The organism is Xanthobacter wiegelii, from assembly GCF_043193855.2.
Taxonomy (GTDB): Bacteria; Pseudomonadota; Alphaproteobacteria; order Rhizobiales; family Xanthobacteraceae; genus Xanthobacter; species Xanthobacter flavus_A.
Genome location: NZ_CM195529.1, coordinates 1,290,554 through 1,309,891 on the forward strand (window position 1 = coordinate 1,290,554; position 19,338 = coordinate 1,309,891).

18 protein-coding genes are annotated in these 19,338 nt (G+C 68.3%); 12 read left to right on the plus strand and 6 right to left on the minus strand.

The genetic code is table 11. The annotated features are described in order from the left end of the window. Positions 1-56: 56 nt before the first annotated feature. Positions 57-2,360, minus strand: a complete 2,304-nt coding sequence (locus V5F63_RS05895; RefSeq protein WP_394102517.1) for a bifunctional diguanylate cyclase/phosphodiesterase — start codon at positions 2,358-2,360, stop codon at positions 57-59. Positions 2,361-2,662: 302 nt separating this feature from the next. Here V5F63_RS05895 and aspS point away from each other — a divergent pair, with 302 nt between their 5' ends. Next, a complete protein-coding gene (gene aspS, locus V5F63_RS05900) occupies positions 2,663-4,435 on the plus strand; it encodes an aspartate--tRNA ligase (protein WP_394102518.1) in 1,773 nt (590 codons plus the stop codon). Between the two features lie 108 nt (positions 4,436-4,543). Further along, positions 4,544-4,990 carry a DUF2059 domain-containing protein gene (locus V5F63_RS05905; RefSeq protein ID WP_394102519.1) on the plus strand — a complete coding sequence of 149 codons (447 nt, stop codon included), beginning with the start codon at positions 4,544-4,546 and terminating at the stop codon, positions 4,988-4,990. A 12-nt stretch (positions 4,991-5,002) separates the two neighbouring features. On the opposite strand, the gene V5F63_RS05910 is transcribed toward V5F63_RS05905, so the two are convergent. Beyond that, positions 5,003-7,030 carry an aq_1923 C-terminal domain gene (locus tag V5F63_RS05910; RefSeq protein WP_394102520.1) on the minus strand — a complete coding sequence of 676 codons (2,028 nt, stop codon included), beginning with the start codon at positions 7,028-7,030 and terminating at the stop codon, positions 5,003-5,005. 264 nt (positions 7,031-7,294) lie between these two features. On the opposite strand from V5F63_RS05910, the gene V5F63_RS05915 reads away from it, so the two are divergent. Further along, positions 7,295-9,574 carry an NADP-dependent malic enzyme gene (locus V5F63_RS05915; RefSeq protein ID WP_245327405.1) on the plus strand — a complete coding sequence of 760 codons (2,280 nt, stop codon included), beginning with the start codon at positions 7,295-7,297 and terminating at the stop codon, positions 9,572-9,574. An 81-nt stretch (positions 9,575-9,655) separates the two neighbouring features. Here V5F63_RS05915 and V5F63_RS05920 read toward each other — a convergent pair whose 3' ends face one another. After that, entirely contained in the window at positions 9,656-10,402 is a 747-nt protein-coding gene (locus tag V5F63_RS05920; protein ID WP_394102521.1) for a hypothetical protein, read from the minus strand. Between the two features lie 111 nt (positions 10,403-10,513). On the opposite strand from V5F63_RS05920, the gene V5F63_RS05925 reads away from it, so the two are divergent. The 4 genes from V5F63_RS05925 (at position 10,514) to V5F63_RS05940 (ending at position 14,659) form a co-directional block, all read left to right on the plus strand. Continuing rightward, a complete protein-coding gene (locus V5F63_RS05925) occupies positions 10,514-11,440 on the plus strand; it encodes a GGDEF domain-containing protein (RefSeq protein ID WP_209488073.1) in 927 nt (308 codons plus the stop codon). Positions 11,441-11,554: 114 nt separating this feature from the next. Then, the gene (locus V5F63_RS05930; protein ID WP_209488074.1) at positions 11,555-12,490 is read left to right on the plus strand and encodes a sensor domain-containing diguanylate cyclase; all 936 of its coding nucleotides are present in this window, start codon (positions 11,555-11,557) and stop codon (positions 12,488-12,490) included. A gap of 308 nt (positions 12,491-12,798) precedes the next feature. After that, the gene (locus V5F63_RS05935; RefSeq protein ID WP_394102522.1) at positions 12,799-13,383 is read left to right on the plus strand and encodes a terminase gpP N-terminus-related DNA-binding protein; all 585 of its coding nucleotides are present in this window, start codon (positions 12,799-12,801) and stop codon (positions 13,381-13,383) included. Beyond that, on the plus strand, positions 13,289-14,659 hold the full coding sequence (locus tag V5F63_RS05940) for a DNA-packaging protein (RefSeq protein WP_394102523.1): 1,371 nt from the start codon (positions 13,289-13,291) through the stop codon (positions 14,657-14,659). The genes V5F63_RS05935 and V5F63_RS05940 overlap by 95 nt, the downstream gene beginning before the upstream one ends. 4 nt (positions 14,660-14,663) lie before the next feature. Here the strand turns inward: V5F63_RS05940 and V5F63_RS05945 are convergent, their stop codons facing one another. Beyond that, positions 14,664-14,939: a hypothetical protein gene (locus V5F63_RS05945; RefSeq protein WP_029555138.1), complete on the minus strand. Its 276-nt coding sequence runs from the start codon at positions 14,937-14,939 to the stop codon at positions 14,664-14,666. 297 nt (positions 14,940-15,236) lie between these two features. Between V5F63_RS05945 and V5F63_RS05950 the strand changes: the two genes are divergently transcribed. Both V5F63_RS05950 and V5F63_RS05955 read left to right on the plus strand, forming a co-directional pair. Beyond that, complete coding sequence (locus V5F63_RS05950) at positions 15,237-15,659, plus strand: HPP family protein (protein WP_394102524.1); 423 nt, start codon at positions 15,237-15,239, stop codon at positions 15,657-15,659. 184 nt (positions 15,660-15,843) lie between these two features. After that, complete coding sequence (locus V5F63_RS05955; RefSeq protein ID WP_394102525.1) at positions 15,844-17,007, plus strand: phage portal protein; 1,164 nt, start codon at positions 15,844-15,846, stop codon at positions 17,005-17,007. Between the two features lie 6 nt (positions 17,008-17,013). On the opposite strand, the gene V5F63_RS05960 is transcribed toward V5F63_RS05955, so the two are convergent. Both V5F63_RS05960 and V5F63_RS05965 read right to left on the minus strand, forming a co-directional pair. Then, positions 17,014-17,802 (minus strand): hypothetical protein, encoded by a 789-nt coding sequence (locus V5F63_RS05960; protein WP_209488079.1) that lies wholly within the window; start codon positions 17,800-17,802, stop codon positions 17,014-17,016. Beyond that, the gene (locus V5F63_RS05965) at positions 17,799-18,269 is read right to left on the minus strand and encodes a hypothetical protein (RefSeq protein ID WP_394102526.1); all 471 of its coding nucleotides are present in this window, start codon (positions 18,267-18,269) and stop codon (positions 17,799-17,801) included. Before V5F63_RS05965 ends, V5F63_RS05960 begins: the two co-directional genes overlap by 4 nt. 126 nt (positions 18,270-18,395) lie before the next feature. Here V5F63_RS05965 and V5F63_RS05970 point away from each other — a divergent pair, with 126 nt between their 5' ends. The 3 genes from V5F63_RS05970 to V5F63_RS05980 are packed head-to-tail and all read left to right on the plus strand — an operon-like array spanning position 18,396 to position 19,338. Then, positions 18,396-18,584, plus strand: coding sequence for a hypothetical protein (locus V5F63_RS05970; protein ID WP_394102527.1), 189 nt, complete (start codon positions 18,396-18,398; stop codon positions 18,582-18,584). 28 nt (positions 18,585-18,612) lie between these two features. Further along, a complete protein-coding gene (locus tag V5F63_RS05975) occupies positions 18,613-18,810 on the plus strand; it encodes a hypothetical protein (protein WP_168459202.1) in 198 nt (65 codons plus the stop codon). 3 nt (positions 18,811-18,813) lie between these two features. Further along, positions 18,814-19,338, plus strand: a complete 525-nt coding sequence (locus tag V5F63_RS05980; RefSeq protein ID WP_394102528.1) for an HK97 family phage prohead protease — start codon at positions 18,814-18,816, stop codon at positions 19,336-19,338.

The window sequence follows — 19,338 nt, forward strand, 5'->3', positions numbered from 1 at the left end:
TACCCACGCCGATGCGTTCGGCAAAGGGAATGTGGCGCGATCTTGTCGGAAAGGCGTCAGGCGGCCGAGGTGCGGGTGCGCCGAAGGGCTTCCTCAGCGGAGCCTGGGCGGCCTAGCAGGTAGCCCTGAAGATGGGAGCAGCCCTCCGCCGTGAGCAGCCGTCTCTGGCCTTCCGTTTCAACGCCTTCGGCCGTGCAGCGCAGCCCCAGCGTGCGGGCGAGGCCGACGACAGCCCGCACGATGGCGAGGCTCTGCGGCGAGGTCTCGACCTGATCGATAAACGAGCGGTCCATCTTGATCCGGCCGATGCTGAGGGTCCTCAGATACCCAAGGGAGGAATAGCCCGTGCCGAAATCATCGAGCGCGACCGTGATTCCCTCCTCGCTGAACTGTTCCAGCGTGGCTCGCACCATGGGGCCTTCCTGCAGCAGGGTGCTTTCGGTGATCTCCACCTCCAGACGCGACGGGGCAAGGCCCGAGCTTTCCAGCGCGTTCCGCACTTGCCGGAAGGCTTCCGCGCCGCGGAACTGAACGGGGGAGAGGTTGACCGAGACGAACAGGTCCTCGGGCCATGTTGTGGCCGCGGCGCACGCCTCGGCCAGCACCCATGCGCCCAGCGGCAGGATGAGGCCGGTTTCCTCCGCGATCGGGATGAAACTGGTCGGGTTGACCAGCCCGCGCTCGGGATGCTGCCAGCGAAGCAGGGCCTCGAAGCCGGCGACGCGGCCCGATTCGGCTTCCACGATGGGCTGGTAGAGCAGGAAGAACTGTTTCTCCCGCCATGCGGTTTGAAGGGCGACCTCCATCTCGCGGCGCTCGCGCACGAGGCGCTCCATCTCCTCGACGAAAACCCGGGCGATGCCGCGGCCGTCGGCCTTGGCGCGGTAGAGGGCGAGGTCCGCGTTCTTGAGCAGTTCCGCAACACCGGTGCCATCGCGTGGTGCCATGACGATGCCGATGCTGCATCCACTAACGATCCTGTGCAGGCCGAGATGCAACGGCGACCGCAGGGTATGGATCAGGCGCTGCGCGAATTCGGCGGCCTCGCTCTCGTGATTCACACCCGACACCACAACGGCGAATTCGTCGCCACCGAGACGTGCGGCGAAATCATCCGGCCCAACGAGGGCCCGGATGCGCTCGGCCAGTTCGATCAGCATGGTGTCGCCGGCGTCGTGGCCGAGTGTGTCGTTAACGGCCTTGAAGTAATCGAGGTCGAGATAGAGCAGGGCGAGCGGTGTTCCCCCGCCGCGGGCTTTCAGGAGCGCATTCAGACGCTCGGCGAAGGCAAGGCGGTTGGGCAGGCCCGTCAGCACGTCGATCCGCGCCATGCCGTGCTGGGCCACGGCGAAGGCACGCTCGTCCCGCAGATGCCGGCCGACGCCCCAGGCTACGAGCGCGATGGTGAGGCAAAGCAGCCCGGCGGCGACGATCAGCGGCGTCGCCCGCTGCCACATCAGGGCGTCCAGGGCGGCGATGCTTTCGCTGACCACCACCGCCACCGGCAGATCGCCCACCCTATGGACGGCGGCGATGCGGGCTTTCTCGTCCAGCGTCCCGGCGGGGAGTTGCGGCATCTGCCCGGTCGCGAACACCGCCGCCGCTGTGCGTGCCCGAACGGCGGAATCGCGTGGCGACTGGCCGGCTGAGCCGGGATGGCGGGCGAGCAGCGCGCCGTCCGAACGGATCAGCGCGATCATCCCGTCGCGTCCGAGCCGGAGCCCGCTGTAGAAGCGCTCGAAATAGGATTGCTCCATGGCGCCGAGCACAAGGCCGAGGAAGCGCCCAGAGCTGTTGGCGAACCGCTTGGCGAGATAGATGGTGACGGTGCCGCTCCCGCGGTTTGGCACCGGCTCGCCCAGAAATATGTCCGGTCCCCGCATGCCTTCGAGCGCCAGGAAATAATCGCGGTCGGACACGTTCACGTTAGGGATAGGCCAATAGCGTGAAAAGTTGAGCAATTGCCCCGTCTCATCGATGACGGTGATGGCATCGATGAAGGGCAGGCCGGAGATTTTCTCCCGCAGCCGGGAATGGACGTCCTCCGTCGACATGGCATCGACGAGCTGAATCCGTGTCTGGATACCCTTCTCGCGCACGTGTCCAATGAGGTCGTCCTGGATGAGGCCGACGCTCTGGAAGGCGCGGGCCGTCTGCTCGGACAGCGTGACCGCCATGTTCTCGAGCTCGCGCGCGCGGTCCGCGGCACCGTCCTGCCAGAGGCTTCTCACCAGTAGGGTGGCCGCGCAGATGACGCAGACGATGAGCGTCGCTGCGACGAAGGCCAGCCAGAGGGACCCTCGCGCGCCGGGGCGGTTCGCGTCCAGCGGTCCGGTTTCGCGCCCGTTCGGCGTCTCCATGCCGGCCTCGCTCCTTGTCACGCTCTCACCCGAAAGACCTGTCGATGGAGACACGGCTAACCCGAACCTACAACCTTCGCGCAGGGCTCAACAAGACTGCGTGCTTGACACGCGGCGGAACGCATGCACCTTCGCCCCGCCTCAGACGCGGACTTTCGAGCCGTGGCGCGCGGTGACGCGGCGCCCGGCGCGCAAGCGGTGCCTTGGGCGTCCGGTGCGCGCCAACGGCCTGCGCGCGGACGCCCGGGTAGCAGGGCCTTTCGCCCCGTGTCTTCCCTGATCAGCCTTGAAAGGGCGACCCCATGCACCGTTACCGCTCACATACCTGCGGCGCGCTTTCGACCGCCGAGGTGGGCCAGATCGTCCGCCTGTCCGGCTGGTGCCACCGCATCCGCGACCATGGCGGCGTGCTCTTCATCGACCTGCGTGACCATTACGGCCTCACCCAGGTGGTGGTGGACCCCGACAGCCCGGCCTTCAAGGACGCCGAGAAGGCGCGGTCCGAGTGGGTCATCCGCATCGACGGCAAGGTGCGCCTGCGCCCCGAGGGCACGGAGAATGCGGACCTCACCACCGGCGCCATCGAGGTCTATGCCACCGACCTCGAAGTGCTCGGCCCGGCCGCCGAGCTGCCGCTGCCGGTGTTCGGCGACGTGGAATATCCGGAAGAGACGCGGCTCAAGTACCGCTTCCTCGACCTGCGCCGCGAGAAGCTCCACCGCAACATCATGACTCGCGGCGCCATCATCGACGCCATGCGCCGGCGCATGAAGGATCAGGGCTTCTTCGAGTTCCAGACGCCCATCCTCACTGCCTCGTCGCCGGAGGGCGCGCGCGACTTCCTCGTGCCCTCGCGCCTGCATCCCGGGAAGTTCTACGCGCTGCCGCAGGCGCCCCAGCAGTACAAGCAGCTCATCATGATGAGCGGCTTCGACCGCTACTTCCAGATCGCCCCCTGCTTCCGCGACGAGGACCCGCGCGCCGACCGCCTGCCCGGCGAGTTCTACCAGCTCGACCTGGAGATGAGCTTCGTCGAGCAGGAAGACGTGTTCGCCGCCATGGAGCCGGTCATTACCGGTGTGTTCGAGGAGTTCGCCGGCGGCAAGCCGGTGACGAAGAACTGGCCGCGCATCCCCTATGCGGAATCCCTGCGCAAGTACGGCACCGACAAGCCGGACCTGCGCAATCCGCTCGTCATGCAGAACGTCTCCGACCACTTCCGCGGCTCGGGCTTCAAGGTGTTCGCCCGCATGCTGGAGGTGGAGAAGAACGAGGTGTGGGCCATCCCCGCCCCCGGCGGCGGCTCCCGCGCCTTCTGCGACCGCATGAACTCCTGGGCGCAGGGCGAGGGCCAGCCTGGCCTCGGCTACATCATGTGGCGCGAAGGGGGCGAGGGCGCCGGCCCGCTCGCGAACAACATCGGCCCCGAGCGCACCGAGGCGATCCGCGCCCAGCTCGGCCTCAAGGCCGGCGATGCCGCCTTCTTCGTCGCGGGCGACCCCGACAAGTTCGTGAAGTTCGCCGGCCTCGCCCGCACCAAGGTGGGTGAGGAACTGAACCTCATCGACAAGGACCGCTTCGAGCTGGCCTGGATCGTGGACTTCCCCTTCTACGAATATTCGGAGGAGGAGAAGAAGATCGACTTCTCCCACAATCCCTTCTCCATGCCGCAGGGCGGGCTCGAGGCGCTGAACACGCAGGACCCGCTGACCATCAAGGCGTTCCAGTACGACATCGCCTGCAATGGCTACGAGATCGCCTCCGGCGGCATCCGTAACCATCGCCCCGAGGCCATGGTGAAGGCGTTCGAGCTGGCCGGCTATGACGAGGCGACCGTGGTGGAGCGCTTCGGCGGCATGTATCGCGCGTTCCAGTATGGCGCGCCGCCCCATGGCGGCATGGCCGCGGGCGTGGACCGCATCGTCATGCTCCTTTGCGGCACCACCAACCTGCGCGAGATCTCCATCTTCCCCATGAACCAGCAGGCCCTCGACCTGCTCATGGGCGCCCCCAACGAGGCGAGCCCGAAGCAGTTGCGCGAGCTGCACATCCGGCCGGCGCCACAGCAGAAATGACGCATTCCCCCAGTTGGGGGAGCAGCGCGACCATGCCGAAGCCGATATAGATTCTCTCCGGGACGCTGCCGCGCGCCCAAGCTGCGGGCGCTCCCGGGGAGGAAACAGATGCGGTTCGCCTATCCAATGCTCATGGCCGCCGCCCTGGCGGTCCACACGCTCACCTTTCCGGCCGCCGCCGCAGCCGACGAGGCGTCCGACAAGGTCGCCCTCGCGCGGCAGGTGGTGGACCTGGCCGTCGCGCCCGGCATCGATGGCCGCGTGGCGCGCATGATCGCCGAGGCCGCCGCGAAGCAGCCGGCCGACAGGCAGGCCGCCTTCCGCGCAGATGCCGAAAAGGCGGCGGCGCCCATCCGCGCCGACCTGCTCGGCGAGTTCGCGACCTATTACGCCTCTGCCCTCAGCCTTGCGGAGCTGAAGGACATCCACGGCTTCTATTCCAGCCCCGCCGGTCGCAAGCTGGTGCAGGTCGAGGAAGCCAAGCCCGCCGAGGTGAACGCCGCCATTCAGCAGTACATCATCAAGCTGGTGGTGCTGATCAACGGGCCGAAATAGCGGCCCGCCGGATCACGGGGCGGAGGCGGTCGCCTCGAAGCTGAAGGTCTCCAGCAGAACGGTCGGATCGCCGGCGGCTGCGAGGGCGACGAGTGGCACGAAGCCCTTGGGTTTCGCCGTCACCTTCAGCGTTCCCGGATTGCGCAGGAAGGACACCAGGGCGGCGCCGACGGGCGCCATCTCGGGCATGCCTTCCTCCATCTCGGCGGCGAAGCCCTCGGCCAGCGCCACGACCTGCTCGCGATAATCCGCCTCGCTCACACCGGCCGCCTTGGCGAACTGGGCATACATCAGCTTGGCGAGCCCAAGGTCCGTCAGCGTCACCGTCACCGGTCCGGCGCCGATGGCCGGCAGTCCGTTGACAAACCCCCCGGCGTCCGCGAAGGCGGATTGGGGCACGTCGGACAGCTTGGTCTCGATGACGACACGGAAGGCGTCCTTCACCTCGGTCGTGATGGGCGCCAGCGTCAGGGTGCTCTCGTTGACGTCGTAGAACGCCTTGGCACCCAGCGAGACGGTGGCCCGCTTCATGCCGGCGTTGATGAGATAGGTGAAGGGCTCGCCATCCTCCGGCCGGATCGGGCCGGAGACATCGGTCAGCGCGAAGTCCACGTAGGAGGGCAAGACCCCGAGCGAGCCGCCCCACGACAGAGAGAAATTGCCGATCTTCACCGGCTCGTTCTTCGCGTCCCCTTCGCCATAAGGCACTTCCAGATTCTTGACCTCGATGCCCGAGATCACCCGGAACAGCACCAGCGCGGTCGTGGGGGAGGGGCTCTGCGCCTCGGCGGCGAGCGCTGCGAGCTGATTGAAATCCAGCTGGCGCACGGCGATGCGACCGATCTTGCCGGTCCCGCCGTCGGGCGTCGTGCCATCCGCCCGCTCAAGCGTGAAGCCATCGAGCACGCCATTGGCAAGGCCATCCATGCGCATCAGGCCGATGTGCCCCGTCTCGCCCTTGTCCTTTGTGTAGGCGTCCGTGATCGCGACCGTCGTGAAGGAGAGGCCGGCGATGGTGTCGCGCACCAGCTCGGCCGCGCGGCGGCTCTCCTCGGCCGAAGGATTGAGCGGCGGCTTCGTCACCAGGGCCTGGAACTTGGCCAGCCGGGCCGCATCGAAGGCCGAGGGACGGATGGCGAAATTCTCCATCAGCATGGAGGCGCCGCCCTGGGTGGGGCCGCCCTCCTGCGAGATGACATAGGGGCCGGTCACCACCTTGCCGTAAATGCGTCCGTACGCGTCCGCGGCCTTGCCCGTAGGACCACCGGGCTGGGTCATCAGCAGGATGGGCGCCGTGTCGATCTGCGCGGCCACCAGTCCCTCGATGCGCAGAGTGAACCGCGCCGGCGGGGCCTGCCCCTCGGCGGGCAGCACGTAGGAGGCGGTCGAGCGATCGATGATCAGGCTACGCACGCCGCCGGCGTTGATGCCCTCGGCGGCAAAATTGGTGTAGGTGGCTTCCATGGCCGGCGCGCCGGCCGGTGCCATGCGGACGCGGGTCTCGGGAATGGTCACCTTGGCGGCGGTCGTCGCCGCGAGCTGGCGCAGGGCCACACGCAAAGCGCCATAGGCGCCGCCACCCTCGCCGGCGGCGATCAGCGTCATGGGGCCGTTGTACCGGTCGATCATCACCTGCGGCATGGCATAGGTGATGGTGCCGCCCTGCGCGGCGTCGCCGGAGAGCGTCACTTCCACGCCGTCGAGGTCGAGCGCGTCGAGGGTCACCCGCCGGTCGATGGGCTTTTCGCTGCCCCGCGCGACCAGTCGCGCAATCTTCACCGCGGCGCTGCCGTCGGCCGAGGCGATGGCGATACCGGACACGGTCACGGCGCGGTCGGCGGGATCGAAGCCGGCATCGGTGAAGGATGCCTTGCTGCCTGCGGCCCGGATGCCGGCGAAGGCCTGCTCCACCTCGGCCCTCACCTTGCCCCGCGACCAGGAGGCGAAGCCGAACCAGCCGCCCACGGCCAGAACGGCCACGATGCCGACCGCTACGGCAACCTTCGTCCAAAGCCCACGCTTCGCCTTCCCCTCGCTCATGGTCATTCCTTCCGGGCCTCCGCCCGCATCAGATCCGCCCAGCATGCAGCCGATCGGCCGCAGCAGATTCGCCCCAATCGCTCGCCCAGATTCTGGGCGCCCACTCAAACGCGCCCACGATCGCGCCACATGCGCCGCCTTAATGCATTCAGGCGGGCGCAACATAACCTAATTTGTGCGGTCCACCGTGACATAAGCATGCGTGGCCGCTAGGTTGCCGGCCGATTTTGTGCGGCGTTTGTTATTCACCAAGGGGGAAGGGGTATGGCGTCCAACATTTCCGAGGATCTGCGTTCGGGCGCGCTCTATTACCATCGCACGCCGCGGCCGGGAAAGCTTGAGATCCAGGCCACCAAACCCCTCGGGAACCAGCGCGATCTCGCCCTCGCTTATTCTCCCGGTGTCGCCGCCGCGTGCGAGGCCATAGCCGCCGATCCCCTGCAGGCAGCTGAGCTGACCATCCGTTCGAATCTCGTGGGCGTCGTCTCGAACGGCACAGCCGTGCTGGGCCTCGGCAACATCGGTCCCCTCGCCGGCAAGCCGGTGATGGAAGGCAAGGCGGTCCTGTTCAAGAAGTTCGCTGGCATCGACGTGTTCGACATCGAGATCGATGCGCTCACCGTCGAGCGCATGGTGGACGTGGTGAGCGCGCTGGAGCCCACCTTCGGCGGCATCAATCTGGAAGACATCAAGGCGCCCGAGTGCTTCGAGGTGGAAGCCCAGCTGCGCCAGCGCATGAAGATCCCGGTCTTCCACGACGACCAGCACGGCACGGCCATCATCGTCGCCGCGGCGGTGCGCAACGCGCTGGAGATCGGCAATCGCAAGATCGAGGATCTCAAGATCGTCACGTCGGGCGCCGGCGCTGCCGCGCTCGCCTGCCTCGGCCTCCTCGTCACGCTCGGCGCGAAGAAGGAGAACATCTGGGTCACCGACATCGAGGGCGTGGTCTATGACGGCCGCAACACCCTCATGGATCCCTACAAGGAGATCTATGCCCAGAAGACCGACAAACGCACCCTCGACGAGGTGATCGACGGCGCGCACATCTTCCTCGGCCTGTCGGCCGGCGGCGTGCTGAAGCCGGAGATGGTGAAGAAGATGGCGGACAAGCCGCTCATCCTCGCCCTCGCCAATCCCATGCCGGAGATCATGCCAGAGGCCGCTCGCGAGGCGCGCCCCGACGCCATGATCTGCACCGGTCGTTCGGACTTCCCGAACCAGGTCAACAACGTCCTGTGCTTCCCCTACATCTTCCGCGGCGCGCTGGATGTCGGTGCCACCGACATCAACGCCGAGATGAAGATGGCGGCGGTGGAAGCCCTCGCCGCGCTTGCCCGCGAGACTCCGTCGGACGTGGTGGCCCGCGCCTATGGCGGTGAAAGCCGCACCTTCGGCGCCGACTCGCTCATCCCCTCGCCGTTCGATCCGCGCCTCATCCTGCGCATCGCGCCGGCGGTGGCGAAGGCGGCCATGGACACCGGCGTCGCGACGCGTCCCATCGCCGACATGGACGCCTATATCGACCGGCTGGACACCTTCGTGTTCCGCTCCGGCTTCATCATGCGGCCGCTGTTCGCCAAGGCGAAGCAGTCCATCAAGCGGGTGATCTATGCCGAGGGCGAGGACGAGCGCGTTCTGCGCGCCGTTCAGGCGGTGGTCGAGGAAGGCATCGCCCGGCCCATCATTGTCGCCCGCCCGAGCGTGGTGGACACCCGCTTGAAGCGCTTCGGCCTCTCCATCCAGCCCGGCCGCGACTTCGACCTCATCAATCCCGAGGATGATCCGCGCTACCGCGACTACGTGCGCGATTATGTCGAGGTGGCCGGCCGCCGGGGCGTGACGCCGGACGCCGCGCGCACGCTGGTCCGCACCCATCCCACGGTGATCGCGGCCCTTGCCGTCCATCGTGGCGAGGCGGATGCGATGCTCTGCGGCATCGAGGGGCGGTTCGTGCGCCACCTCAGGCAGGTGCGCGACATCATCGGCCTCGCCCCCGGCGTCAAGGAACTGGCGGCGCTCTCGCTGCTCATCACCTCCAAGGGCAATTTCTTCATCTGCGACACGCAGATCCAGACCGAGCCCACCGCCGCCGACCTCGCCGAGATGACGGTGCTGGCCGCCGCCCACGTCCGCCGCTTCGGTCTGGAGCCCCGGGTGGCGCTGCTGTCGCACTCCAATTTCGGCAGCCACGAGACGCTCTCGGCCAAGCGCGTCCGCTCCGCCCTCGCCATCATCCGCGAGCGCGACCCGAACCTTCAGGTCGACGGAGAAATGCAGGCGGATGCGGCACTTATGGAAGATGTGCGCCGCAAGTCCTTCCCCCACTCCAGCCTCTCCGGGGTGGCGAACGTGCTGGTGATGCCGGACCTCGACGCGGCCGATATCGCCTTCAACATGATCAAGGTGCTGGGCGATGCCCTACCGGTCGGTCCCATCCTGATGGGCACCGCCAAGCCCGCCCATATCCTCGGCCCGTCGGTGACGACGCGCGGCGTCGTCAACATGACAGCCGTCGCCGTCGCCGAGGCGCAGACGGACTGACAAGTCTCTGGAAACACGGAATATTCCCTCTCCCCGCGCGGGAGAGGGAGGCCTTCGCCAACCGCCTTTGCCGCCCCGGTCTCAGCGCGACGGCGGGGGGCCGAGGATGCCTGCCGTGTAGCGCTCGATCAGGGCGCTGAAGGGGGTGCCGTCGGGCAGGGTCAGCACCGCCCGGTGGCTCAGCACGAAGGCGGGCAGGGGGAGCGCGGCGCCGGGGGCCGGCTTGAACCCGGTCTCGTCCGCCGGCATCCACAGCACTGTCGAATCGAGGGTTTTCCGCCGGAAATCGAGCGGTCGCACCACCTTGCCGAACGGGATATCGGTGCTGTCCAGCACCTGGTTCATGTCGGCTGTCAGCTTTTCCGGCAGATAAAAGTTATCCGCCTCCGACAAAACCGTGGGTCCGCACACGAGGCGCACCCGGCGATGCCGCACCGGCGTGTCGGGTCCGGCGCCGAGCAGCGTGCGCACCTCCGGGGGGGCGGCGCCCTCCCGCTCGTAGACCCGCTCGGCCACCACCCGGGAGGGATCGGAGATGCCACGGGTGGCGCACCAGCGTTCCAGGGTCGCGGTGGCGCTCGCATGGGCGAGGAGATCTGCGTTCAGCGCCTCGACCAGTTCCTGGGCCTGCTGCCGGGCGGCGGGGGTGTCCGGCCACCGGGTCTCCAGCGCGTGGGCCGGCACCATGAGGCAGGCGGCCAGCATCAGCGGCACCAGCATCGGCAGGCCAGACGGGAAGCCGGGCGGAAACATGGGATCGCGCACCCTCCAGAGCGACGCGCCAGCGCGCCGCCCCACTCCATACCGCAGCGCGAAGCCGCTTGCCATGGCGGGCATCCGCCCGGTCCCGCCACGCTCAGGCCCTGAGACAGCAGCACGCAGCAAAACCCGCGACCAGACATGCGAAAACGCAGGCAAATGGGCTATGATGCACGACGAATGACCTTCCTGCCCGACCACCTCGCCGACCTCTACGACAGCACGCAAGTGCTAGTGGCGGCTTATGATTGCTTCGACCGGCTGCGCTATGCCAACCCCGCGTTCCGGGCCGCCTTTGTCCTCGGGCCGGGCGAGGAACTCACCTGGGCGGAGATCATGCGGCGCAACCATGCCGCGCGGCGGGGCACCATCATCACAGCCGCCGATTTCGACGCCTGGCTCGTCTCCACCCTTTCGCGCCGTGGCAAGGTGCCCTACCGCTCGTTTGAGACCGACCTCTACGACGGCCGCTGGCTGCTGATGACCGAGAGTGTCTCGGCGGCGGGGTGGATGCTCTGCATCGCCAGCGACATCACCGCCCTCAAGGCGGACGGCCGGGATGTGCGGCAGGCCCGCGACCGCGCCATCAGGGAGGCGCAGACCGACGACCTCACCGGCATCGCCAACCGCCGCTTCATCACCGCGCGGGTGGACGACATGCTCGCGCCGGGTGCGCTGGGCGGAACACTGTGCGTTCTGGATCTCGATAACTTCAAATATATCAATGACCTCGTCGGCCACCTCGCGGGCGACACGGTGCTCCGCGACTTCGCCGCGCGCATCAACGGCCTGATCCGCCGCAAGGATTGCTTCGGCCGCGTGGGTGGCGAGGAGTTCGTGCTGGTGCTGCCGCAGACCTCGCCGGAGGAGGCGGTGCTCATCGTCGAGCGGATGCTGTCGGTGGTGCGCCAGTCGCGACCGCTGCCGCAATGGCCGGACTTCGCCTACACCTTCTCCGCCGGCATCGCCACGGGCGGGCCGGGCACCACCTTCTCCGATCTGTTCGGCCGCGCCGACCGCGCGCTCTACATGGCCAAGATGAGCGGCCGCAACCGCATCCAGGTGGACGGCGAGGCGCCGCCCGCGGTGATGGCGGCACGCGGCTAGGGCAGCACGGGGCGGGGGACGGAACGCGCGCTCCCGTCTCCTCCGAAAGCAGGAGGCGGGCGTTACAAATCCTGTGCCCGTCAGGTCTCCACTTGAGGTATGCTCGACCGGGCCATGTTTGACATCCGTGACTTCGGAAACGCGGGCGCCGAAGACGGCACGCCCGGCCTCCTGACCCGCATCCGCGCCCTCTACGAGGCGACGCCGCTGCTTGTCGGCCTTTACGATCCCACCGACCGGCTGCGTTATGCCAACCCGGCCCTGCGGGCCACCTTCGGCATTCCGGAGGGCGATCTCCCCACCTGGGAGGAACTGGTCCGGCGCAGTCATGCGGCGGGGACCGGCATCATCATCACGGCACCGGATTTCGAGACTTGGCTCGCCTCCGCCAAGTCGCGTCGCGGCAAGGTGCGCTTCCGCAGCTTCGAGAGCGATCTCAGGGACGGCCGCTGGCTGTTGGTGAACGAGACCCTGGATGCGGACGGCTGGATGCTCACCGTGGGAGTGGATGTCACCTCCTTCCGCGTCGACACCCGCGACATCCGGCAGGCCCGCGACCACGCGCTCCGCGCCGCCCACACGGACGAGCTGACCGGCGTCGCCAACCGCCGCTTCGCCATCCACCGCGCCAACGAGATGATGGCACCCGACGGCCCCGGCGGCGCGCTCTGCGTCATCGATCTCGACAATTTCAAGCCTGTGAACGACCGCTTCGGCCACCAGACCGGCGACGACCTGCTGCGCGCCTATTGCGCCCTGATGGCCGCCGCCATCGGCCGCGCCGACTGCTTCGGCCGGGTGGGGGGCGAGGAGTTCATGCTGGTGCTGCCGCAGACCGACCTCGTGGCCGCCGAGCGCCGCGTTTGCGACCTCCTCGCCCGCGTGCGCGCCTCCCGTCCGCTGCCCGCCTTGCCGGACTTCACCTACACCTTCTCCGCCGGCCTCACCTTCACACCCCCCGGCGACACCTTCTCCGAAGCCTACGGCCGCGCCGACCGCGCGCTCTATCTGGCGAAGCTGGCGGGGCGGGACCGGGTGATGTTGGGGTGATGGGGGATTTTGGGATTTTAGTCCTTGACAGCGGTGCGCTGCCTGGGTATCTTTTCCCCATGTTCGAGACGTGTGCCTGACGGCCGAGGCCGAAACGCCGCGAGCGAGCGCTCTTCCTCAAGGAACCGTCGTCGTGGTCCGGCTTGACCGGACCACCCATGGCCCCATTCGCACCGGCCGCCCAAGGCCTTCGCTCGCGGCAGCATGGGCCCTCCGGTCGAGCCGGAGGGCGACGGCGGTGCGGGGTCAGGGGGTGCTCTTCTTGGCCCCGCACCTTTTCGTTTCCTCCTCACCGCAGAGGTCCGCCCATGGATCAGCCTCACGGCAGCGCCGTGCCGTCCGCGCGTCCGGCGCGGGGGGCGCTGGCGCGGCGGCTTTATCTGGAGGGGGCCAGCATGGCGGAGATCCGCCGGCAGACCGGCCTCTCCAGCGCCACCGTCTATTACTGGATCGACCGCGAGAGGGGGCCGGACGGCACCTTCCTCTTCAATCCCGTGCCGCGCCGCACCGCCCATCCCGTGGGCGGCCGGCCGGCGAAGGCGCGCGACGCCAAGGTCCCCGCGAACGCCCCCGGCAAGCCGGACCGGCGCGGTCTGCTCAAGCGGCTGTGGCGGGCGGCGGAGCGGCAGATCGACGAGATTGAGGGCCGCCTCGCCCGCACCGTCGATCCCGGCGACGAGGCGCCCCGCCCCGAGCCCGAGAAGGATGCCCGGGCGCTCGCTGTGCTGGCGCGCACTTTGCGGGAACTGACCGCCCTGGAGGCGGAGACCCGCAAGCGGCGCAAGGCGAAGGACCAAGATGGAACCGTCCGCGACCTCGACACCTTCCGCCGCGAGCTTGCGCGCCGCCTTGATCGCCTGCGCGAAGGCGGGGACGGCGCGGGCGTTCCTTGAGGCTCTGCCCGAGGAGGACGCCGGCCGCCTCCTCGCCGACTGGGCGCTGTGGGCGCGGCCGGACCAGCTTCCCCCCGCCGAGGCGCAGGGCGGCGGCCCCTGGTCCACCTGGCTGGTGCTGGGCGGGCGCGGGGCCGGCAAGACGCGGGCCGGCGCCGAATGGGTGCGCGGCCTCGCCTCCGGCGCGGCCCCCTTCGCGGCGGCCCCGGTGAGCCCCATCGCCCTCATCGCCGAGACCATGGCCGATGTGCGCGAGGTGATGGTGGAGGGTGTCTCCGGCGTCCTCGCCGTCCATCCGCGCGGCGAGCGTCCGCGCTGGGAGCCGACCCGCCGCCGCATCGTCTGGCCCAATGGCGCGGTGGCGCAGGGCTTTTCGGCGGAAGACCCCGAGAGCCTGCGCGGCCCGCAATTCGCCGCCGCCTGGCTCGATGAACTCGCCAAGTGGAAGCGGGGCGAGGCCACCTTCGACATGCTGCAATTCGCGCTGCGCCTTGGCGCCCAGCCGCGCCAGATGGTGACGACCACGCCGCGCCCCACCGCGCTGCTGCGTCGTCTGCTCGCCGATCCCGCCACGGCGGTGAGCCGGGCGAAGACGGCGGACAATGCCTTTCACCTCGCGCCCACCTTCCTCGGGCAGGTGATGTCGCGCTATGGCGGCACCCGCCTCGGCCGGCAGGAGCTGGATGGCGAGATCATCGAGGACCGGCCGGACGCGCTCTTCTCCCGCCCCCAATTGGAGGCGCTGCGCGAGCAAGAGGCCCCGCCGCTCGCCCGCATCGTGGTGGCGGTGGACCCGCCCGCCTCCTCCCGCGCCGGGGCCGACTCATGCGGGCTGGTGGCGGCGGGCATCGACGCGGCGGGGGTGGTGCATGTGCTGGCGGATGCCACCGAGCAGGGCCTGCGCCCGGCCCAATGGGCGGCGAAGGCGGTGGCGCTGTTCCACCGCTTTTCCGCCGACCGCATCGTCGCCGAGGTGAACCAGGGCGGCGAGATGGTGCGCGCCGTGATCGCCGAGGTGGACCCCGCCGTGCCGGTGGAGCAGGTGCGCGCCACGCGCGGCAAATTCCTGCGCGCCGAGCCCGTGGCCGCCCTCTACGAACAGGCCCGTGTCCGCCACGCCGGCGCCTTCCCGGAGCTGGAAGACGAGATGTGCGACTTCGGCACCGATGGCCTCTCCTCCGGCCGCTCGCCCGACCGGCTCGACGCGCTGGTGTGGGCGGTGACGGCGCTGGCGCTCGGCCCGAGGGCCGGCGCGCCGCGGGTGCGGGGGCTTTAGGCCGTCAGCTGCCGACCACGACGCCGCCGACCGGGATCTCCACCTGCACGCACAGGCCGGTGACGCTCTGTCCGGGCGCGAAGTCCGGCCATCTTTCGTTGCGTTTCAGGCTGGCGCCGAGGCAGCCGCGTTCGCTGCGGAAATAGCCGACGATCTGCTGCGAGGTCTCGGTGGTGACGAACCGGGCGCCGGCATAGGGGCCGCCCGCATAGCCCATGGCGGATGTCGCCGCGGGCTGGACCGTGGTGGTCGTGACGATGAGGACCAGGGCATAGAGCATGACGCCCTCCCGATCTGCTCCCAACCCACGACCCGCAATCATTCTACGCCTGTGCTGCCCCAGCGCGAACCGGTTTGTTGGCGCGTTTCCGGTAACGACGCTTGCGTGGCATCCAGAATACGTCCATCATGTGCCTACAAATGAGGCTGCATGACAGTGTTGTGTGCAGACATTTGCCTTCCCTTGGCCCGCTCTGCCTCGTCTGGAGCCATGAGACATCATTGGAAAGCATTTTTCGCACGTCATGAGCCCCATTGCGGCTCCGTCCAGGTCGGGCTGAAGTCCGGCGCGGGCGGCATGCTGGGCATGGGCCTTGTCGGTGGCGCCGCCGCCTTCACCAGCCTTCCGCTGCTCATCGCGCCGTTCGGCGCGAGCGCGGTGCTGCTGTTCGGCCATCCCTCCTCGCCGCTGGCGCAGCCGGCCAATGTGATCGGCGGCTATGCCCTGTCGGTCACGGTGGGCATCGTCTTCACCCTGCTGTTTCCCGGCGCCTGGTGGGCGGCGGCGCTGGGGGTGGGCCTCGCCATCCTCGCCATGCTGCTCTTGCGCGTGTCCCATCCGCCCGCCGGAGCCGTGCCGGTGCTGATGGCGGCCTCGCCCATCGACCCGTTCGAACTGTCCGGCATCGTCATCGCCGGCGCGGTCTGCCTGGTGGCGGTGGCGAGCCTCTACCACCGGCTGCCGCCGCGTCACCACGAGTACCCACGTCGGGCGGGCTGAAGCCGAGCCATCACCCGTTCCGCACGCTTTAACGCCGGCCGCCGCGCCGGCGCCCCTGTGGCCTGCAGCCGGTTCGCCGGTGTGCAACCTCCGGCCGCTCCTTGATCCGATCCTTCCGCAGACGCCCCGAGCTGCGCGAAGGAACGGCCTCAGGGGGCGGCCGATTTCATTTCGGAGCCCCCGCATGCTGGCAAGCTTCCTCGCCCCCTTCCGCCGCGCGCCCGAGGAGGCGAAGGCGAGCCGCACCGGGCGCCTCATCGCACTCCTCTCCGCCGGCCGGCCGCGCTGGACCCCGCGCGATTACGCTTCGCTCGCCCGCGAGGGCTATGCCCGCAACGCCATCGCCTACCGCGCCGTGCGGCTCATCGGCGAGGCGGCGGCCACCGTGCCCTTGGTGCTCACCGTGAACGGGCGCGAGCACGACACCCACCCCTTCCTCGATCTCCTCGCCCGGCCCAATCCGCGCCTCACCCGCGCGGCGCTGTTCGAGGCCATCTGCTGCCATTTGCTGGTGGCCGGCAACGCCTATGTGGAGGCGGTGGCGGTGGACGGCGCGCTGCGCGAACTGCATGTGCTGCGCCCCGACCGGGTGCGCGTGGTGCCGGGGCCGGATGGCTGGCCCGAGGCGTTCGACTACACGCTGGGCGCGCAGACCGTGCGCATCGCGCAGGACACTTTGGTGCCCGGCGCCGACGTGCCGCCCATCCTGCATCTCTCCGCCTTCAACCCGCTGGACGACCATTACGGTTTCGCCCCGCTGGCGGCCGCCCAGCAGGCGCTCGATCTCCACAACGCCGCCAGCGCCTGGAACAAGGCGCTCATCGACAATGCCGCCCGGCCCTCCGGCGCCCTCGTCTATGGCGGCACGGGCGCGCTGACGGAGGAGCAGTTCGAGCGGCTGAAGGGCGAGCTGGAAGCCTCCTTCCAGGGCGCGGTGAATGCCGGCCGGCCGCTGCTGCTGGAAGGCGGGCTCGACTGGCGCCCCCTCTCCCTCTCGCCCAAGGACATGGACTTCGAGGCCGCCCGCAATTCCGCCGCGCGGGAGATCGCGCTGGCCGTTGGCGTGCCGCCCATGCTGCTCGGCATCCCCGGTGACAACACCTATGCCAACTACGCCGAGGCGAACCGCGCGCTCTGGCGCCAGAGCGTCGTGCCGCTGGTGCGCCGCGTGTGCGACGCCCTCGCTCTGTGGCTCGCCCCGGCCTATGGCGGCGGCCTCACCCTGGTGCCCGACCTCGACCAGATCGAGGCGCTTTCCGCCGAGCGCTCGGAGCTTTGGGCGCGAGTGGGCGCGGCGGACTTCCTGAGCGACGCGGAGAAGCGGGCGGCGGTGGGGTATCAGGGGTAGGGCGACTCAGGTCAGTTCGTCGCTTTCGACGATGGGACTGATCCAGCCCGCCTCGTTCGCAGGGCCAAATCTGGTAACGTAGCGATCGAAATATTTGGCAAACCATTTGTTGTACGAATAGTGTTTATGGTTTTCCCGCGAGTCTTCTAAGAGCTGTGCGATGATGTCACGGCATGCGCGTATGTATCGGAATGGCTCTGATGTCGAAAATTTGGCCCATCCGATGGTATGGCTCGCCTTTGCACGTTCCTCGAAGTCTTTAAGGGTATGGATAAAATAGGGGCCGTCCCCGGCAGGGATGACCCACCGGGTGCCGCTCGCCTCGAGGAGCACCCGTGCGGGCTTCTGTACGATGATGCGGGGGAAGATGGCAGACTGAGTCTCCAGCTGATACGCGCGTACGAGCGCTGGGCCGAGCACGGTGCCATCGCGGTGAAGGAGATCGCCGCGTACAAGAGCGCCGCGCGTCAGAAAGCCCGCCCGCAGCAACGCGATGCAGATACTGTTGACGCTCCATGCAAGATCGCACAATCGACTCATATTGTCTTCGGCATGGGAACATGCAGCGGTGGATATGATGATGCTGTCCGAAAACACGGACAGTTCCAGTTCGCCGCCATGTATATTTGTTATCTTGTCCTTTGAAGTCTGGTGTATTTTTTTGACGTTTGAGATGACGGACTTGGCGTTTTCTGCATGCTGCATCACGTAGGCTGAGAAGCCTAAGATGTCGATAAAGCAAAGGAAGCGATCATCGTAGGTCTTTGCCTCATCCTCAGGGACGTCTTCGGTCACGGCACTTCGACGCGAATGATGCTGGCGGTGCGATCTTGGGCTTTGTGGGGATGCCCCTTGGCATCCAGGGGCTCCCATTGCTTCGTCAGCAGGCGCCCCCGGGGGGCAAGGGCACGGCCGGTGAGAGGATCCCACTCGTAGATCTCGTGCTCAAAATCCCGCGACCGCATGGAGGGCACGATCGTCCAGTCCGACACGTTGGTAAGCCGAATTCTGTAGAGTTCGTCGATAGGGCAACTATCCGTATGATCGTCGTAGATATTCAGGTAGGCGGAGCCGTGGTCGCTAATGTCGCGAACGAAGCCGATGATCTTCCGGCGACGTTCTCGCTCTGGCGACTGGATGAGGTAAACGACCTCGCCGCGCCGGAGGGCGCCATTCGCACGGTTCCTGCCGCATCTTATCAACGCGTGGATGATGCTCTTATTCTTTTTCAGGTTATCGGACAAAGAAAGGGGCAGCGACATCAATGCCTCGTCCTGGTTGGTCGGCATATGGGCTTAAGCGTGTATCGCGTCAAAATACAACTTAAACGATAATTCATCTGCGGGCAACAACCTGCTCCGCTTTCGCTCCCCCTTCGCGAGCCCCCCATGGATATCCTCATCCGCACCTTCGCCGAGCGGGGCGATCTCGCGCATCTGGCGCTGCTGTTGTGGGCGCTGGCGGCGACCGCCGGCCTGTGGCGGACGCTCAATGAGCTGGCCCGTGCCAATGCGCGGATGGACGCGCTGGTGCGCGAACTGGCCCGCTTCAACGCGCGTTTCGACGACCTCTCCTGACCCCCCAACACATTCCCGGAGAACACCCATGCGATCGCCATTCCAGAAGGCGTCCGCGCCGCGCATCCGCGCGCTCACCGGCGGGCCCAAAACCAAGGCCCGCGCCACGCCGCCGGCCCCTCCCGCCGCTGCCGGCACGGTCTTCCGCGAGTTCGTGGCGACGCTGGAGCGCATCGAGAAGAGCCGCCGCCGCAAGAAGCCGGCCCCGCCCGCAGGGGGCGCCTGAGCGATGGCGGCCTCAGACCCCACGGCCGACGGCTACGCCATCGAGGGCTATGCCTGCCTGTTCGACGTGCCGGACCTCGGCCGCGATCTCGTGGAGCGCGGCGCCTTCGCGGCGAGCCTCGCCCGCCAGGGCGCGGGCGGCGTGCGCATGCTCTACCAGCACGATCCGGCCGAGCCCATCGGCGTGTGGACCGATGTGATCGAGGACGGGCGCGGCCTCTATGTGCGCGGCCGGCTCTCGCCCTTCGTCGCCCGCGCACGGGAGGTGGCGGCGCTGGTCCGCGACGGCGCGCTGGACGGCCTCTCCATCGGCTTCAAGGCGGTGACGGCCCGCACCGATCCGCGCACGCGCCTGCGTCGCATCGCCCGCATCGATCTGTGGGAGGTGTCGGTCGTCACCTTTCCCATGCAGCCGCAAGCGCGCATTGCGCGCAAAGCCGACGACGCCCGCATCCGGCGCCCGGCCCCGTCCCCGGCCGCTTTGCTCACCGCCGCGGCCGCCCGCCTGCGCGCCGCTGCCGGCGCCTGA

Bases quoted from the DNA above. Each gene is read 5' to 3' on its own strand.
- V5F63_RS05895 (WP_394102517.1), bottom strand. From the start codon at position 2,360: ATGGAGACGCCGAACGGGCGCGAAACCGGACCGCTGGACGCGAACCGC.
- aspS (WP_394102518.1), top strand. From the start codon at position 2,663: ATGCACCGTTACCGCTCACATACCTGCGGCGCGCTTTCGACCGCCGAG.
- V5F63_RS05905 (WP_394102519.1), top strand. From the start codon at position 4,544: ATGCGGTTCGCCTATCCAATGCTCATGGCCGCCGCCCTGGCGGTCCAC.
- V5F63_RS05910 (WP_394102520.1), bottom strand. From the start codon at position 7,030: ATGAGCGAGGGGAAGGCGAAGCGTGGGCTTTGGACGAAGGTTGCCGTA.
- V5F63_RS05915 (WP_245327405.1), top strand. From the start codon at position 7,295: ATGGCGTCCAACATTTCCGAGGATCTGCGTTCGGGCGCGCTCTATTAC.
- V5F63_RS05920 (WP_394102521.1), bottom strand. From the start codon at position 10,402: ATGGCAAGCGGCTTCGCGCTGCGGTATGGAGTGGGGCGGCGCGCTGGC.
- V5F63_RS05925 (WP_209488073.1), top strand. From the start codon at position 10,514: ATGACCTTCCTGCCCGACCACCTCGCCGACCTCTACGACAGCACGCAA.
- V5F63_RS05930 (WP_209488074.1), top strand. From the start codon at position 11,555: ATGTTTGACATCCGTGACTTCGGAAACGCGGGCGCCGAAGACGGCACG.
- V5F63_RS05935 (WP_394102522.1), top strand. From the start codon at position 12,799: ATGGATCAGCCTCACGGCAGCGCCGTGCCGTCCGCGCGTCCGGCGCGG.
- V5F63_RS05940 (WP_394102523.1), top strand. From the start codon at position 13,289: ATGGAACCGTCCGCGACCTCGACACCTTCCGCCGCGAGCTTGCGCGCC.
- V5F63_RS05945 (WP_029555138.1), bottom strand. From the start codon at position 14,939: ATGCTCTATGCCCTGGTCCTCATCGTCACGACCACCACGGTCCAGCCC.
- V5F63_RS05950 (WP_394102524.1), top strand. From the start codon at position 15,237: ATGCTGGGCATGGGCCTTGTCGGTGGCGCCGCCGCCTTCACCAGCCTT.
- V5F63_RS05955 (WP_394102525.1), top strand. From the start codon at position 15,844: ATGCTGGCAAGCTTCCTCGCCCCCTTCCGCCGCGCGCCCGAGGAGGCG.
- V5F63_RS05965 (WP_394102526.1), bottom strand. From the start codon at position 18,269: ATGTCGCTGCCCCTTTCTTTGTCCGATAACCTGAAAAAGAATAAGAGC.
- V5F63_RS05970 (WP_394102527.1), top strand. From the start codon at position 18,396: ATGGATATCCTCATCCGCACCTTCGCCGAGCGGGGCGATCTCGCGCAT.
- V5F63_RS05975 (WP_168459202.1), top strand. From the start codon at position 18,613: ATGCGATCGCCATTCCAGAAGGCGTCCGCGCCGCGCATCCGCGCGCTC.
- V5F63_RS05980 (WP_394102528.1), top strand. From the start codon at position 18,814: ATGGCGGCCTCAGACCCCACGGCCGACGGCTACGCCATCGAGGGCTAT.